We start from the raw sequence: 17,029 nt of genomic DNA, 5'->3' as shown, positions 1-17,029 counted from the left end.
GTGACGGCAATCAGCCGATAGTATCGGTAATGTTCTTTGGCTAAATTTGTAAGAAGCGAGAAATATTATGGAATATTATTTTGTTTCTGACAAAGATATTTTCTTCGCGGCCGAGATGGCCGATAAAAAATCTTCAAAAGGACAATGTGCTACATATTCCTGGGATCTGCAGTTCGATCCGGCCAAAGTCGATCTGCCAGAAAAACTCTTCATATTCCTGGATGCAGAATATCCGCTTGAGCCGTTCGACTTTGATGAACTACGCGGCGGGATTCTTTGTTCGCAAAAATTTGTGAACCTGCTCGATCGTTTTGCGGTAAAGTATAGAAAATCAGTGATTGAATATATCGATTGCGGTGGTGGCGGTATCGAGAATGCTCAGTCCACATTTTTCATCATTATTGACGATTTCATCAATTGTTTGGATCTGGAGCAATCCGAAATCGAATATTTTCCAGATCGTTCCGATTTCAATCGTGAAAATGTCAAATGCATAAACAAAATTGCTTTCAAGAACACCGGTCATGCTTTCTTCAAATCAGCCGACCTGCCAACCATGAATTGGATTGCCACTGAAAACTTCAAGCGTGCATGCGAACAAGCTGCTATCGTCAATATGAGTTTTTCGGCTCAAAATGACGTTGTAATCGCACGAGATAGCTTGGGATTACTGACGATGTCTTCCAGACCGGAAAGTCGTGAACAACTGGCAATGAAAGCTTTGGCGAAACGTCGAAAAGGCAGAAGCGGCAGTCCTGTGTGATCCGGTTCACGCAGCCAGCCGGTGTTAGTACTGCGAAGCCACTCTCCGCAGAGGAAAACGCGGATTTAAGAATTATCGAAGCGGTGATGGCACGGTCCGCATTACGGATGGAGCGCTTCCCAGATCACCTCCATCAGTGCCTTGCAGGCCTCTTCCGATTCCACCCAGATAACAAGGCTGGCTGCCTCGGTGTCATCCGTGTGAAGTCCGCCGGCATGGTCCGGTGCATGGTCTGCCATCGCCTCCACGATAAAATCCCGCCAGCCATAGGCATCGGGTGTCTTACCTGCGGCAGCGAGGCGCTTGTTTGCTTCCGAGAATTCCGGCCCACGCGGCGAAAATTCGATCTGCCAGGCCTGCGCGATTGGCCGGCCCTGATAGACCGTATCGCCCATCACCGTAAAAATGACCGGCTGCCAGTGGTCGCTTTCCCACATGCCTTCGTCTGCGATGATCGTGTCGAGGTTGTCGGGAATAGCCCAGTCCAGCATTTTGGGGTTCGATGGGGACATGTTCTGCCTGTTTTCTGAATGCGCTACCACTTGGACATGGTCAATTCGGTTGGCGTTGGCGGGCGAGAGAAGCATCCCGAATGCGCAAATCGCGATGATGCAGAACCGATGCTTCATATTTTCCCGGATTTCGCTTTGATGCCAACCTGAATATGGAGCGTACCGCGATCTGTCCAAGTCTGCGGGAAGATGATGAGCCACCTGAAATGCGACAGCACCGCGCGGTATTGTACCGGCGGTGCTGCAAATCGTTCAGGTCGGGATGGTGGTTCAGGCGGCCTTGATCATCGAGGCGGCAGCACCCGGCACTTCGGTGTGCGGCAGGTAGAGTGTCTGGCGACCAAAACCGCGCGAATCCGTGCCGCGAACGGCGGCGTCTGAGCCGGGTTCGCGCACCCATTTGCGGCGGTTGAGCTTGAAGCGCTTGACGAGCTGTTCGAGTTCGCTTGCGCCGTTGGCAAGGGTTCCGGCAATGGCGCTCATATTAGAGACCATGGCAGCGTTTTCCTGGGTCATCTTGTCGAGCGAGTTCACAGCCGAGTTGATTTCGAGAAGGCTGGTCGACTGTTCCGACGCGGCAACGGAAATCGCCTCGATATTGGTGTCGATCGACTGGACGTAACGTTCGATATCCTTCAAGGCATCGCCGGTGGCGCCGACAAGGCGCACGCCCTCCTGCACTTCGCGGGAGGAATTGAGGATGAGGCCCGAAATTTCCTTGGCGGCCGATGCGGAACGCTGCGCAAGTTCGCGCACTTCCTGGGCAACCACGGCAAAACCTTTGCCGGCTTCACCGGCGCGGGCGGCCTCGACGCCAGCATTGAGCGCCAGCAGGTTGGTCTGGAAGGCGATCTCGTCGATGACACCGATGATGTTGGAGATTTCCTTCGACGCTGCCTCGATACGGTCCATGGCGTTGACGGTGGAGGTGACCACTTCGACCGACTTGGTGGCGGCCGAGCGGGCATCGATGACGAGCTTGCGGGCTTCGGCGGTGCGTTCCGACGACTGGCCGACGGTGACGGTGATCTCTTCGAGTGCCGCGGATGCCTGCTCGAGTGCTGCTGCCTGCTGCTCGGAACGGTGAGCGATGCCGCTGGCGCTGTCGCTCATCTCGCCGCTCTTGGCAGACAGCATTGTCGTCTGGGCGAGAACCTGTTCCAGCGTCTGCTGGAACTTTGCCAGCGACTCATTGAAGTCATGGCGCAAGTGATCGAATTCCGGCACGAACGGATCGTCGATGGTGAAGCGAATATTGCATTCGGCGAGACGCTGCAGACCGGCGCCGATTTCCTGAAGCGCGCGCACGCGACCGGTCACGTCGGTCGCGAATTTGACGACCTTGAAGACCTTGCCGTCGTCATCGAGGATCGGGTTGTAGGTCGCCTGGATAAAGATGGCATTGCCCGACTTGTCGAAACGCTTGAATTCGTCGTTGAAGAATTCGCCGGCAGCCAGACGCGGCCAGAATTCCGCATATTGCTGGGTGGTGACATAGGCCGGTTCGCAGAACATGCTGTGGTGTTTGCCGACGATTTCGTCGAGTGTGTAGCCAAGCGCACCGAGGAAATTTTCGTTGGCATTGAGGATCTTGCCGTCGGGCGTGAACTCGATCATCGCCTGCGCGCGCTCGAGCGCCACCAGCTTGCCGTCGCTTTCAAGGCTGTGAACCTTCTCGGCGGTGATATCGCTGGCGATCTTGACGATCTTGACGACCTTGCTGCCGCGCACGACCGGATTGTAGGAAGCCTCGATCCAGATTTCCTGACCGGTTTTGGAAAAACGCTTGTACTGGCCGCGATCGAACTGGCCGGAGGAGAGCTTCTTCCAGAAGGCTGAATAAGCCGGCGACTGGGCCTCGCGCGGATCAACGAAGATTCGGTGATGCTTGCCGATGATTTCCTCGCGGGAATACCCGACGGCGGCACAGAAATTGTCGTTGGCATCGAGAATGGTGCCATCCGGCTTGAAAGAAATAATCGCCTGGGAGCGGTTGAAGGCGTCCAGAACATCCGACGCGTCACCGGCAATAAAGGACCTGAGGCTCACGAAAATCTCCGAGAAATAAAATTTTCTGAGAATATTGATAAAAGTAATTAATTCCGAGTTACGAATAGCACCGCCAAGCAACTATTTTATCTTTATATTTCTGTCACTTACATCGTTAAAACGTGTGGGTTGATCAGCTATTGCGGCTTTTAACGCGGCGCGTGCGCTGAATTCTTGCGGCGCAGTACTGTTCCTTAGGCAACCTGACGCTTGCCGCATCCATCCGGGCGTAGTTTGCCCGGTCCGGGGCTCCACTGCGACAAACGATCCCATTTTTGAAAAATCCGTGAAATCCTCTTGTCAAACAACGCGATATCAGTTTAGAATAATTCTAATATTATGAATGCGGGTCTCAAGTTTGAGCCCGATAACCAAGAGGAAAAGCGATATGTCGAACACTGCTGCTTGCAAGGCCTGCTCTTTTTATGAAGATCACATCGTAAACGCCGGCGCTTCTGCCGAGGACGCTGGTCTCTGTCGTTTCAACCCGCCGGTTTCGCAGCCGGATGCCAACGCCCGTGGCCTTTGGCCGGTCGTTGCTGCCAATGACTGGTGCGGTCAGTTCGACGAAGAAGGTGCTGCTGCCTGATCAGGCGCCGCCAGAAAAATTCCAGAATGGGCGGGTCATTGGCTCGCCCTTTTTGGTTCTGGGGCGAAAGATGCCCATGCGAACATTACCAAGAATTCATGCTGCGGACACGTGCAGTTAAGGTCGTGGCGCCTATATCTCTCTTCATCCACCGCAGCCGTCCCCTCCGGCGCACCCAAGAAGAGAAGAAGGTACCACACATGCTCAAGAGCACTTTCGGCCGTCCCTCGCTGAAGACCGTATTGAAGACGACGACTGTTGCCGGTCTCGCGGCGGTCATGCTTTCGACCGGTATCCCTGCCCAGGTCGTCAATTCCTTTGCAGCTCCGGTCACCGTTACCGCGCCGCAGGTTCCAAGCTTCGCCGATGTCGTATCGGCCGTTTCACCCGCAGTCGTTTCCGTCCGCGTCCAGTCCGACACCGAAACCGCTTCCAATGACGAGCGTGGCAGCGGCTTTTCCTTCGGTGGTCGCGGTTTTGAAAACCTCCCCGACGATCATCCGCTGAAGCGTTTTTTCCGTGAATTCGGTGGTCAAGAAGGACCTGGCGGTCCGCAGGCTGGTCCGCGTGGCCGTGATCGTGCCGAGCGCGGTGGCCCGCAGCGTCCGCATCACCTGCGTCCGACCGCACAGGGTTCCGGCTTCTTCATCTCCGAAGACGGTTACGTGGTCACCAACAATCACGTCGTTTCCGATGGTTCTGCCTATACGGTCGTGCTGAATGACGGCACCGAACTCGATGCCAAGCTGATCGGCAAGGACAGCCGCACCGATCTCGCCGTTCTCAAGGTCGACGCCGCAAGCCGCAAGTTCACCTATGTCAATTTTGCAGACGACAACAAGACGCGCGTCGGTGACTGGGTGGTTGCTGTCGGCAATCCGTTCGGTCTTGGCGGCACAGTAACCGCCGGTATCGTTTCGGCCCGTGGCCGTGACATCGGCTCCGGTCCTTATGACGACTTCATCCAGGTGGATGCCGCCGTCAACCGCGGCAACTCGGGTGGCCCGACCTTCAACCTCAACGGCGAAGTGGTCGGCATCAACACCGCGATCTTCTCGCCTTCGGGCGGCAATGTCGGCATCGCCTTCGCCATCCCGGCTTCCACTGCCAAGGATGTGGTTGCCGACCTGATGAAGGATGGCAAGGTGGAGCGCGGCTGGCTTGGCGTGCAAATCCAGCCTGTGAACAAGGATATCGCTGAAAGCCTCGGTCTCTCCGAGCCGAAGGGCGCGCTGGTTGTTGCTCCGCAGGAAGGGTCTCCGGGCCTGAAGGCCGGCATCAAGCAGGGTGACGTTATCACTGCCGTCAACGGCGATCCGATCAACGATGCCCGCGACCTCGCCAAGAAGGTTGCCGCTTTTGCGCCGAACACCAAGATCGACGTTTCGATCTGGCGCAATGGCAAGGCGCAGTCGATTGAAGTGACGCTGGGCAACATGGCGACCGACGAAACCACGACGACGGACAGCAGCGCCGGTGAGGAAGACAGCAAGCCTTCGACCGAGCAGGCGCTGGCCAGCCTCGGCATGAGCGTCCAGCCCTCCGAAGACGGTGCCGGCCTGACGATTACCGATGTCGATCCCGACTCCGAGGCCGCCGCCCGTGGCATCAAGGAAGGCGAGACGATTACCTCGGTGAACAACCAGGAAGTCTCTTCCGCTTCCGCGCTGAACAAGGTGATCGAGCAGGCCAAGAAGGACGGCCGCACCCGCGCGCTGTTCCAGGTCGAAGCCAATGGATCGAGCCGGTTCGTGGCGCTGCCGATCAACGAAGGCTGATTTTCTCTCAGTCCTGATGTGAAACGGGGGCGTCCGAGCTGAACAGGTTCGGGCGCCTTTCGCTTAATGGAGCTAAAGAGATGGACATCAAGCACGATCAGGGTGTGGGGACAGAGAAATCCGGTTTTACCGAAGCATCGGGCGAGGCTATTGTCCCGCACATGAAGATTCTGGTGATTGAAGACGATCTTGAAGCCGCCGCCTACATGACCAAGGCCTTTCGCGAGGCCGGTATCGTGGCGGACCATGCCAGCGATGGCGACAGCGGCCTGTTCATGGGCACGGAAAATGCCTATGACGTGCTGGTCATCGACCGCATGTTGCCGCGCCGCGACGGGCTGTCGGTGATTTCCGAACTGAGGAAGCGCGGCATCAACACGCCGGTGCTGATCCTTTCAGCGCTGGGCCAGGTGGACGACCGCGTAACGGGCCTGCGTGCCGGTGGTGATGATTACCTTCCCAAGCCTTATGCGTTTTCCGAACTGCTTGCCCGTGTCGAGGTTCTCGGTCGCCGCAAGGGCGCGCCGGAGCAGGACATGGTCTACCGGGTCGGCGATCTGGAGCTTGATCGCCTGAGCCACGAGGTGAAACGTGCCGGCAAGGAAATTCTGCTGCAGCCGCGCGAATTCCGCCTGCTCGAATATCTGATGAAGAATGCCGGTCAGGTCGTGACGCGCACCATGCTGCTCGAAAACGTCTGGGACTACCATTTCGACCCGCAGACGAACGTGATCGACGTACACGTCTCGCGGCTGCGCTCAAAAATCGAGAAGGATTTTGACAAGCCCTTGCTCAAGACCATCCGCGGCGCCGGCTACATGATCAAGGACGAGGCGTGAACCGCTTTTTGACGAGGCTTCGGCTGATGTTCCGTTCGACGGCGGTGCGGCTGTCTGGCCTCTACATCATCCTGTTCGCGCTCTGCGCCGCCTTTCTGGTTTTCTATGTGACGGCGATGTCGGAACGTCTGCTCGTGCAGCAGACCCAGCAGACCGTGCAGGAGGAAATTGCCGACATTCAACGCGCCTATAATCGGGGCGGCGTGAACCTGTTGTTGCGCATCATGGAACGGCGTGCCCGTCAGCCGGGGGCGAACCTTTATGTGATCGCCGGACCGAATGGCGAAATGCTGGCTGGCAATGTCCAGTCTGTGCAGCCCGGCGTGCTGGAAACGACCGGCTGGACCGACATGCCGTTCACCTACGAGCCCTATTCGGAATCGCCGCGGCCGGGCCGGCATATGGCCATCGCCAATGTGCAGCAGCTGGACAATGGTCTGCGCATGATGGTGGGGCGTGATCTCGGCGATCCCAGCCGTTTTCGATACATCGTGCGACAGGCGCTGATGGTGGCTTTGACCATCATGGGTGTCGGCGCTCTCATCATCTGGTTCGGCATCGGGCGCAATGCCCTGAAACGTATCGATCGCATGTCGGCGGCGAGCCAGAAGATAATGGCCGGTGATCTTTCGCAGCGCCTGCCGGTGGGCCGGTCCGGCGACGAGTTCGACCGGCTGTCGGATTCGCTGAATGCCATGCTGGGGCGGATCGAGAAGCTGAACGAGGGGCTGCGGCAGGTTTCCGATAACATTGCCCATGACCTGAAGACGCCTTTGACACGGCTGCGCAACAAGGCGGCTGATGCGCTGGGCGAAGAGGATGAAGTGGTGCGCCGCAATGCGCTGGAAGGCATTATCGGCGAGTCCGACCAACTGATCCGCACCTTCAATGCGCTGCTGATGATTTCGCGCGTCGAGGCAGGGTCGATTGCAGCTGAAATGACGCCGGTCGAGTTATCCGCCATTTCCGCCGACTGCGCCGAGCTTTATGAGCCTGTGGCCGACGAGGCAGGGCTGACGCTGACGACGGAGATCGAGCCGGGGCTGACCGTCAACGGCAATCGCGAGCTGATCGGACAGGCGATCTTCAATCTGATCGACAATGCCATCAAATATGCGGCCGAAGCCGATGGCGACAAGAAGATCGTTGTGAAGCTGGCAAAGGCTGCCGATGGCGTGCGGCTATCCGTTTGCGACAACGGGCCGGGCATTCCGGCGAACAAGCGCGACGAGGTGAAGAAACGCTTCGTGCGTCTGGACGAAAGCCGCACCAAGCCGGGCACCGGTCTCGGCCTTTCGCTGGTTGAGGCGGTGATGGAGCTGCATGGCGGTACACTGGAGCTTTCCGCCACCAATGGCGACGATGCCGCTGTTCCTGGCTTGACGGTGACGATGGTGTTTCCGCCGGTGAAGTGAGGTTTGTCGTACCCCTCACCAAGCGCGTCCAGCGTTCGGCTGCGCCTCACAAGGACTTGCTATCCTCTCCCGCAAGGGGAGAGGAAGGATTCTCACACCAGCGGCGGTGCGAGGTTCATCAGCAGAACCATGACCAGACCCACCACCGAGACGATCGACTGGATGACCGAGATGGTGGCGGTTGCCTCGCCCATTGACATGCCGAAGGATTCCTTCACCAGCCAGAAGCCGGCATGGTTGGCATAGTTGAAGAACAGCGAACCGCAGCCGATCGACAGGGCCAGAAGCGAGGCGTTGAGCGCGGTATCGGTGCCGGCAAGCGGCGCGAGCAGGCCGGAGGCGCCGACAATGCCGACCGTGGCGGAGCCGGTTGAAACTGAGAGCAGCATTGCGATGGACCAGCCGAGTATCAAAGGTGACAGTGAGAACTGCTGGCTCATGTGCATGATCGCATCGCCGACCTTGGCATCGGTCAGCACATGCTGGAAAGCGCCGCCACCGGCGATGATCAGCAGCACGTTGGCGATCGGCTTGACGCTGGCCGACATGGAATTGCGCAGCTTTTCGGTATCACCGCCGCGCGCATAGATCAGCACGCAGGCGGCAAACAACACGCCGATCAGCATGGCGATGGCCGGATCACCGAGAAAATCGGTGATGTTAAGGATCGTGGAGCCCTTGGCAAAGACCAGTTCGGCGATGGCATGGAACAGCATCAACACGGCGGGCAGAAGAGCCGTCAGCAGGCTGATGCCGAGGCCCGGCGGGGTTTGCGCTGGTGTCGTGTCTGTTGCCGCCGCGCTGGCGCTATCGACGGAAAACTGGTCGATCAGCGCCTGATCCGGTTTGACCTTGAGGCGTGGCGTGACGATCGCGCCATAAAGCGGGCCGCCGATGATGATGGCCGGAATGGCCGCAACGAAGCCGTACAGCATGGTGGCACCGATATTGGCATTGAGCGAGGCGATCGCCGTCAGCGGGCCGGGATGCGGCGGCACCATGCCGTGCATAGAGGCGAGCGCTGCGATGACCGGCACGCCGACATAGACATAGGCCGAACCATTGATGGCTTTCTGGGCCTCGAGCTTACGCGCGACGCTGAAAATCAGGGGCAGAAGAACGACGAGGCCAACCTCGAAGAACATCGGGATGCCGATGATAAAGGCGGCACCGGCCATCGCCCAGGGCAACATGCGCGTCGGGGTTTTTGCGATGATCAGGTTTGAAATGCCTTCGGTGACGCCACCTTCGGCGAGAATTTTGCCGAGCATTGCACCAAGTGCCACCACGAGGCCGACGGCGCCAAGTGTGTGACCGGCGCCGGCCTCGATGGACTTGATCAGCTTGTCGCCCGGCATGCCGGTGATGAGGCCGACGGCGATCGAGGTGATGATCAGCGCCAGAAGCGGATGAAACCTGACTTTCGAAACGATCAGCAGGACAAGAAAGGCAACACCGCCGATGGCGGTTGCCAGAAGCATATAGTCTGAAGAACTCATAATCTCTCCCGAAGGTATGGGACCGCGGAGGCTCCGAAATTCCAGATGTCTCCGTTCATCTGGAGGGAGGCGGGCGCGGTTGATGGAGCCGGGCGGCTCCATGGAAGTGGGGCCCTGATTAAATCTGCCGAAAGTGTGTTTCGTCAATAGTTGGCAAGTCATCTATTTAGATGTGCTTCCTCAAATCTGCGTGTCGGGTTAGAGCTTGCAGGCAAGACAGGTGAGGAGGAGTGACCATGACGAACGAAAAGCGGCTTGATGCCGTCAACGCGGATGTCATAAGGCCGTTCAACAAGACCGAGGCCAAGGCGGCCATGACGGCGCTGAAGGAGATGGCGGCGGCTGAGCCGGCCATCGCGACGCTGATGGCGGAGGAGACGCCGCTCAGGGATTTCGTGGTTTCGGTCTTCAGCCTGTCGCCTTATCTGCGCGAGACGGCGGTGATAACCCCCTCCATTCTCTCCGACGCCACCAGCGAACCGCTGGAGCCGCTTTTGGATAGCATTGTCGCGCGTGCTCGCAATTGCTGGCGTCCGGGTAAGGGGGGCACCGTTCCTTCCGAAGCCGAGGTGATGGTCGCATTGCGACGCGCCAAGCGCGAGGCGGCTTTTGTCATCGCAATCGCCGATCTGGCGCGGCTGTTCTCCGCCTTTGACACGACACGCTGGCTGACGGCACTGGCCGATGCGGCGGTGGCGGCGGCGATCGATCATCTTCTCCTGAATGCGCATGGCAGCGGCAAGCTGAAACTGGCCGATCCGAACGAACCGAGCGGTGGCAGCGGTCTTGCCGTGATCGGCATGGGCAAGCACGGTGCCGGCGAACTCAATTATTCCTCCGATATCGATGTCGTCGTGTTTTTCGACGTGGATAGCGGTACGCTGCCCGATCCGCTGGATGCGTCGGAAACCTATGGGCGGATGATGCGCCGGCTGGTGCGGATCCTGCAGGAGCGCACCGGCGAGGGATACGTCTTTCGCACCGACCTGCGGCTGCGGCCCGATCCAGGTTCGACGCCGTTGGCCGTCTCCATGGATGCGGCGATGATCTATTACGAGGGCCGGGGCCAGAACTGGGAACGTGCCGCCTATATCAAGGCGCGGCCGGTGGCCGGCGATATCGCGGCCGGTACGCTTTTTCTCAAACAGCTGCAGCCTTTTGTATTCCGCAAATATCTCGACTATGCGGCCATCGCCGACATTCACGGCATCAAGCGGCAGATCCATGCGCACAAGGGATATGGCGACATTGCCGTGAAGGGCCATGACGTAAAGCTCGGGCGTGGCGGCATTCGCGAGATCGAGTTTTTCGTGCAGACGCAGCAGTTGATCGCCGGTGGGCGGATGACGGATCTGCGCTCACGCCGCACCGACGAGACGCTTTCGGCACTGGCGCAGGCGCGCTGGATCACGCCGGTGGTAGAGCGCGAACTGACGGCAGCCTACTGGTTCCTGCGCGATGTGGAGCACCGTATCCAGATGGTGCGCGACGAACAGAGCCACAAACTGCCGACCACGGAAGCCGAGCTGAAGCGCATTGCGCTGATGATGGGGTTTGCCGACACGGCCGCGTTTTCCGCCCGCATGGACACGGTGCTGCGCACGGTCGAACGTTGTTATGCCCGCCTGTTCGAGAAGGAACCGGAAGGTGGCGAGGGCAAGGTTTCGCTGGTGTTTGCCGCCGGACAGGACGACGCGAAGACGCTGGACTATCTGGACAAACTCGGTTTCGAGCGACCATCCGTCATGTCCGGCGTGATCCGCGGCTGGTACGCCGGACGATATCGCGCCATGCAGTCGGCAGAGGCACGCGAACGGCTGACGGCGCTGATGCCCGACCTTTTGCAGGCCTTTGCTGCCGGCAAGAGACCGGATGATGTTCTCTTGCGCTTCGACAGCTTTCTGAGCGGCCTGCCTGCCGGCATCCAGCTGTTTTCGCTTCTGGGAAGCAATCCCGCCATTCTGTCGCTGCTCGTCACCATCCTGTCTTCCGCGCCGCGTCTGGCCGATATCATTGCCGCGCGCCCGCATGTGTTTGACGGCCTGCTCGATCCGCGGCTGATGACGGAAATGCCGACCAAGGCGGACATGAAGGGGCGTCTTGGAAACTTTCTGAGCAGTTCCAGCCATCATGAGGATGTGCTGGACCGGTTGCGCATCTTTGCAGCCGAACAGCGTTTTCTGATCGGCGTGCGGCTGTTGACCGGGGCGATTTCGGCGGAGGTGGCGGCGCGTGGTTTTTCCGAGCTGGCCGATCTTCTGATCGAACAGGCGCTGGCGGCGGTGATCCGTGAAATGGAGACGGCGCACGGACAATATCCGGGCGGTCGGGTGATCGTGCTCGGCATGGGCAAGCTCGGCAGCTTTGAACTGACTGCGGGCTCCGATGTCGATATCATTTTGCTCTATGATTACGACGACAGCGCCGAGGAATCGTCCGGACCGAAACCGCTCGATTCCATGCGCTATTTCTCGCGACTGACGCAGCGGTTGATCGCGGCCCTTTCGGCGCCGACAGCGGAAGGCATCGTCTTCGAAGTGGATTTGCGCCTGCGCCCCTCCGGGAACAAGGGGCCGGTGGCGACACGCATCAACGCATTCGGCAAATACCAGCGTGAGGAGGCCTGGACTTGGGAACATCTGGCTCTGACACGGGCGCGGGTGATCTGCGGCGACGACAGTTTGCGTGCCCAGGCGGATGTGGTCATGGACGAAGTGCTGGGGCAGAAACGCGATGTTGGCAAGGTGACATCGGAGGTGGCCGAGATGCGGGCGCTGATCACCCAGGAAAAACCGCCGAAGGATATCTGGGATTTCAAGCTGATTGCCGGCGGGCTCGTCGATATTGAGTTCATTGCGCAATATCTGCAGCTGATCGCGCTGGCGCGCGGTGTCGAGGTGGATACTGGTGGCATGAGCACGGCGCAGGCGCTGAAGGCGCTGGGCGATAAAATGATGGCGCCGGGCGATCTCGATACGGCACTGGAGGCGCTCATCCTGTTTACGGCTTTGTCGCAGACTGTGCGCCTGTGCATCGACGGCGATTTCAATCCGCGCGAGGCACCGCAGGGGTTGATTGAGCAGTTGTGCCGGGCGGGAGATTGCCCGGATCTGAAGACACTGGAGGGCGAGGTGAAGCGGTTGTCAAAGGCTGGGCGGGAGATTTTCGGGAGAGTGGTATCGGCCTGATCGGCTCATCCAGCCCGTTTCTGCATCGGCAATGCCGGCAGTTTCCGGTGCGGGATGAACAGGGATACGACCGTGCCCTTGGCCATGCGTGAGCGGATGCGCATGCGGCCGCCATGCAGGGCCACCAGCGAGCGGGAGATGGCAAGCCCGAGGCCCGAGCCGCCCTTGCTCTTCGCATACTGGCTCTGAACCTGTTCGAAGGGCTGGCCGATCTTGTTCATCGCCGCCTTGGGAATACCGATGCCGGTATCGGCGATCGTCAGCATCAGGCCCTTGTCGGTGCGATGCGCGCGCAGCTCCACATGGCCGCCCTTGTCGGTAAATTTCACCGCATTGGACAAAAGGTTGAGCAGGATCTGTTTCATGGCGCGGCGGTCGCCCACCATGGAGAGGCCGTCGGCGAGGCGGTGGTTGAAGCTGACGCCTTTTTCCTGGGCGAGAATGGCGGTCAGACGCAAGCTTTCCTCGATCAGCGGCGTCAGATCCATGCGCTCGGCCTGCACCATCATGTGACCCGCCTCGATCTTCGACATGTCGAGAATGTCGTTGATGACGTTCAGGAGGTGTTTGCCGCTGTCGTGGATGTCTCGGGCGTATTCGCTGTATTTCGGTGAACCGACAGGACCGAACATGCCGTTTACCAGAACCTCGGAGAAGCCGAGAATGGCGTTGAGCGGCGTGCGCAACTCGTGGCTCATATTGGCCAGGAATTCGGATTTCGCCTTGTTGGCGGCCTCGGCGCGGTCCTTTTCGGCCTGATAATTGCTGTTGGCCATGGAAAGCTCTGCTTTCTGGCGCTCCAGCTTCTTCTGCGAGGAGGAGAGGTCGCCGATCGTTGCCATCAGGCGGCGTTCGCTTTCGCGCAGGCGTTCCTGGTTGCGCTTGAGAAGCGAGATGTCGGTGCCGACCGAAACCATGCCGCCATCGCGGGTGCGGCGCTCGTTGATCTGTAGCCAGCGGCCATCTGCAAGCTGCACTTCGGTGGTGCGCGAAAAGCCGCTGATATCGGGATCGGCGACGCGACGCTCCACCACCGGGCGGGCGGCGGCAAGCATCAGCTTGCTGCGCTCGGTACCGGGCACGAGGACGTTGTCGGGAAGGCCGTAAGCCTGTTGGTAATGCTCGTTGCACATGACGAGACGGTCGTTCTTGTCCCACAAGACAAACGCTTCCGAAGTGCATTCGATCGCATCGGCCAGACGCTGGTCGGCCTCGGCATAACGCTGGGCAAGGCGATGCTGTTCGGTAACATCCATGGCGATGCCGATGACATGGGTTTTGCCCTGTCCGGTTTCCATGACCTGTGCACGTGCGCGCATCCAGACATAGTGCCCGGCGGCATGGCGCATGCGAAAAACCTGATCGATCTGCTTGGCATTGCCGCGGCCGACGGCGCGGGCGAGCGCAAACAGGTTGCCGTCTGCGGGATGCATCATGCGGGCGGCATCCGAGAAGGACAGCATGTTATCGCCGGGTGGCAGCCCGAGCATTTCATACATGGACCGCGACCAGTAGAGCCGACGATTGGGCAGGTCGAAATCCCACAGACCGCAGCGACCGCGGGACAGAGCGGTCTCGACGCGCAGGTTGGATTCGAGAAAGATATCGTCGGCATCGCGGGCGCGCTTGACCTGCATGTAATAGGCATACAGCACGATCAGCAGAATGGCGGAAATGCCGGCAAACAAAGTGACGTTGAGCGACACCTGCTGGCGCCACAGCGCATTGGCCTCGACCAGCGACTGGGCCGAGATGATCAGGCTCCCATCGGTGCCGACCGGGCGGATGGCGGCGTAAAGCGGCATGTCGTCGAAGACGGTCTCGATGATGCCGTCCTGATCGTCGAAACGGCGCACGGTCGCGGTTTCCGGCAGGAGCGTATCGAGACGACGACCGATATAGTGTGTCGCGCCTGCCGAGCCGCCGAAGATCGTGCCCGATGCATTGACGAACATGATAGAGGCGCCCGGCTCGAACCGATCCTTTGGCAGGAAGGCAAACAGCCGGGCTTCGGCAGCGGCGCGATCGCTGGCCGTAAAACTCTGGGCATTGCCGGCAAAGGCGGCGCTGGCGGTGGCCGCGACGAGTCGCGTGGTTTCGCGCGACGCACCCTGCAGACGGTCGTGTTCCGACACCAGGGCCAGCAGGCGCGAGGCGGCGATGACCATCAGGAAGGCCATGATCAAAAGCGGGATGGAGCGCTTCAGAAACAGCTCCGCGCGGGGAATACGACTGGAAAGAATGGGGCGCAGGGAAAGGCCACCGCCCGAAAGGGCGCTGCGGAGAGCCGCGAAAACAGGAAATTTGAGACGCAGCCGCTCATCGGCTGCGGTTGCCCGCTGCACGTTCGCCATAGTGACCGTTGGTTATCCCTCGTGGTGATTCGCAATGCCGCTTGCGAATGACGAGCAGTGAATCATTAGTGATTCTTCATGTCCAGAGGGTTGGTAACAAATTTTTAACGAATTGATTCCGTTGCGGTTTTGCGAGAATCAATCAGTTGCCGCGGCCGCGTCTTCAAGACGTGCCCGATGGGACGTGCAGATCGCCACAGGCGGCGGTCAGCGAGATCATCGCGAGAGCGAGGATCGCCGCGCCGTAGACATAAGCGGTCATCGGCAGGCCAAAAACCGGTGCCGCGAGGCCGGCGAGGATGGCTGGAATGGAAAAGGCGAGATAACTTTCCACCAGAAACGCGGCGAACAGACCGGCACGCTGATGTGCTTCGGCCAGCGGCATGACGATTTTCAGCACGTTGGAAAAGATCGATCCGAAGCCGAGACCGGCAATGGCGGTGCCGAGGAAGAGCAGCGGCACGGTCTGCTGTTCTATGCCGATAAGCGAGACGACGACACCGGCCATAAGACCGCTTGTTGCGATCAACAAAGCTCGTCGGGGTGCCAGCGCCCGAAACAGGAAGACCGAGGCGGTGGCGCTCAGCATCAGCGTCGATACGACCGCGGCGCCGACGAAAGGCGAGCGGATACCGGTGGTGACGGCGACCGGAGACGGCATCAGCGAAAGATAAAGCCCCCCGAGTGACCAGCAGGCAATATTGACCGGGCTGACCTTGAGGAGGGCGGTACGCGCCTGATGCGGGACATGCACATTGGGTGCCAGGGCAGCCACAGCGCCGGGCCGGCGTTGCGTGGTTTCCGGCATCAGGGCAAGGCCTGCCATGCCTGCAAGCGTCATCACCAGAAGCAGGAGATAGATGGCCTGCATGGGATGCGGCACATAGGTAACCATTGCCCCGCCGACGAGTGTGCCGAGGAAAAGCCCGATGAAGGCGGTGATGCTGTTGATAAGCGGCCCGTGCCGCGAGCCGCCATCCAGGATGGTGGCGCCGAAGGTCGGCAAGGCGATACCGGTGGCAAGACCCTGCACGATGCGTGCCGCAATCAACATGCCGGCATTGTCCGCCATGGCGAACAGGGCAAGAGCGGCAGCATTGAGCAGCAGCGACAGCAGGATCAGCGGGCGACGGCCGAGATGGTCGGAAAGGCTACCGAACACAAGCAGGGCGGCGAGAAGCGAAAAGGCGTAGACGCCGAAAATCAGTGTCACCGTGCCCGGCGAAAGCTGGAAAACCTGCTGATAGAGATGATAAAGCGGTGTCGGCGCGCTGCTGGTGGCGGAAATCACCACGGCGAAAACGAAGCTGTAGGCCGTCATGCGGGTCGAGGCGGGAAGCGGATCAGACATGGGATCACCTTAACGCTAATAATTTGCGTTAAGGTGACGTAGTGGAATTGTGGTCTTAATGCAATATATTTGCGTTAAGGTGAGATGCTGTCATGTGCAGCGGAGAATGTGATGGCCAAGGAAATGATCCGGCAGGGTGGACGCAGTGCCCGTATCCAGGGGGAGGTGCATCGCGCCGTGCAAGATCTGCTGACGGGCATGGACCGTGCCGACATCACCGTGCCGATGATTGCCGAAAAAGCGGGCGTAACGCCCTCGACCATCTATCGTCGTTGGGGTGATCTTGCCGATCTTCTGGCGGATGTGGCGGTGGCGCATATGAGACCGATATCGGATCCGGACGACACCGGCGCGATGAAAAGCGATCTCGAAGCTTTCATCCTGCAATATGCCGAGGAAATGTCGTCCAAAGTGGGCCGGGACATGCTGACCGATGTGCTGTCGGGCGGCAACACGGCGGCGATCAAGTGCTGCGGCTTCACCACCCAGCATCTGGAAACCCTGCGGGCGAGGGCCGCCGCACGTGGAGAGGCCGATCTCGATGTCGAGCTGGCGATCGACCTGATCATCGCGCCGATCGTCTACCATATCCTGTTCGGCGACCGTGAGCCGTCGGCGGACTATTGCCGCGGCCTGATCGCACGTTTCCTCAAGGCGTAGCGACAAATGAAAAACGCCGGGGACATGCCCCG

General features: G+C 59.5%; 12 protein-coding genes. 7 read left to right on the top strand and 5 right to left on the bottom strand.

Annotated elements, in window-relative coordinates:
* Window positions 1-67: 67 nt before the first annotated feature.
* Complete coding sequence (locus tag GAO09_RS15470; protein WP_153354916.1) at window positions 68-763, top strand: hypothetical protein; 696 nt, start codon at window positions 68-70, stop codon at window positions 761-763.
* 101 nt (window positions 764-864) lie between these two features.
* On the opposite strand, the gene GAO09_RS15465 is transcribed toward GAO09_RS15470, so the two are convergent.
* Both GAO09_RS15465 and GAO09_RS15460 read right to left on the bottom strand, forming a co-directional pair.
* Entirely contained in the window at window positions 865-1,275 is a 411-nt protein-coding gene (locus tag GAO09_RS15465) for a hypothetical protein (RefSeq protein WP_153354915.1), read from the bottom strand.
* A 270-nt stretch (window positions 1,276-1,545) separates the two neighbouring features.
* Window positions 1,546-3,324, bottom strand: coding sequence for a methyl-accepting chemotaxis protein (locus GAO09_RS15460; RefSeq protein WP_324185444.1), 1,779 nt, complete (start codon window positions 3,322-3,324; stop codon window positions 1,546-1,548).
* Window positions 3,325-3,712: 388 nt separating this feature from the next.
* Between GAO09_RS15460 and GAO09_RS15455 the strand changes: the two genes are divergently transcribed.
* The 4 genes from GAO09_RS15455 to GAO09_RS15440 all read left to right on the top strand — a co-directional run bounded on the left by GAO09_RS15455 (window position 3,713) and on the right by GAO09_RS15440 (window position 7,945).
* Window positions 3,713-3,913, top strand: a complete 201-nt coding sequence (locus tag GAO09_RS15455) for a hypothetical protein (RefSeq protein WP_153354913.1) — start codon at window positions 3,713-3,715, stop codon at window positions 3,911-3,913.
* A gap of 200 nt (window positions 3,914-4,113) precedes the next feature.
* Window positions 4,114-5,691, top strand: coding sequence for a Do family serine endopeptidase (locus GAO09_RS15450; protein ID WP_153354912.1), 1,578 nt, complete (start codon window positions 4,114-4,116; stop codon window positions 5,689-5,691).
* An 80-nt stretch (window positions 5,692-5,771) separates the two neighbouring features.
* Window positions 5,772-6,530 carry a response regulator transcription factor gene (locus GAO09_RS15445; protein WP_274379765.1) on the top strand — a complete coding sequence of 253 codons (759 nt, stop codon included), beginning with the start codon at window positions 5,772-5,774 and terminating at the stop codon, window positions 6,528-6,530.
* A gap of 26 nt (window positions 6,531-6,556) precedes the next feature.
* Window positions 6,557-7,945: a sensor histidine kinase gene (locus tag GAO09_RS15440; protein WP_209018726.1), complete on the top strand. Its 1,389-nt coding sequence runs from the start codon at window positions 6,557-6,559 to the stop codon at window positions 7,943-7,945.
* A 92-nt stretch (window positions 7,946-8,037) separates the two neighbouring features.
* On the opposite strand, the gene GAO09_RS15435 is transcribed toward GAO09_RS15440, so the two are convergent.
* On the bottom strand, window positions 8,038-9,444 hold the full coding sequence (locus tag GAO09_RS15435; protein WP_153354911.1) for a GntT/GntP/DsdX family permease: 1,407 nt from the start codon (window positions 9,442-9,444) through the stop codon (window positions 8,038-8,040).
* Between the two features lie 236 nt (window positions 9,445-9,680).
* Here GAO09_RS15435 and GAO09_RS15430 point away from each other — a divergent pair, with 236 nt between their 5' ends.
* A complete protein-coding gene (locus GAO09_RS15430; RefSeq protein ID WP_153354910.1) occupies window positions 9,681-12,632 on the top strand; it encodes a bifunctional [glutamine synthetase] adenylyltransferase/[glutamine synthetase]-adenylyl-L-tyrosine phosphorylase in 2,952 nt (983 codons plus the stop codon).
* A gap of 5 nt (window positions 12,633-12,637) precedes the next feature.
* Here the strand turns inward: GAO09_RS15430 and GAO09_RS15425 are convergent, their stop codons facing one another.
* Both GAO09_RS15425 and GAO09_RS15420 read right to left on the bottom strand, forming a co-directional pair.
* The gene (locus GAO09_RS15425; protein ID WP_153354909.1) at window positions 12,638-14,986 is read right to left on the bottom strand and encodes a PAS domain-containing sensor histidine kinase; all 2,349 of its coding nucleotides are present in this window, start codon (window positions 14,984-14,986) and stop codon (window positions 12,638-12,640) included.
* A gap of 163 nt (window positions 14,987-15,149) precedes the next feature.
* Window positions 15,150-16,337: an MFS transporter gene (locus tag GAO09_RS15420; RefSeq protein ID WP_153354908.1), complete on the bottom strand. Its 1,188-nt coding sequence runs from the start codon at window positions 16,335-16,337 to the stop codon at window positions 15,150-15,152.
* A 108-nt stretch (window positions 16,338-16,445) separates the two neighbouring features.
* Here GAO09_RS15420 and GAO09_RS15415 point away from each other — a divergent pair, with 108 nt between their 5' ends.
* Window positions 16,446-16,997: a TetR/AcrR family transcriptional regulator gene (locus GAO09_RS15415; RefSeq protein WP_324185446.1), complete on the top strand. Its 552-nt coding sequence runs from the start codon at window positions 16,446-16,448 to the stop codon at window positions 16,995-16,997.
* Window positions 16,998-17,029: the final 32 nt, after the last annotated feature.

It is taken from the genome of Endobacterium cereale (assembly GCF_009617585.1).
Taxonomy (GTDB): domain Bacteria; phylum Pseudomonadota; class Alphaproteobacteria; order Rhizobiales; family Rhizobiaceae; genus Neorhizobium; species Neorhizobium cereale.
Note: the sequence above shows the minus strand (reverse complement) of the source record. Positions and strands in the feature narration are given on the sequence as shown.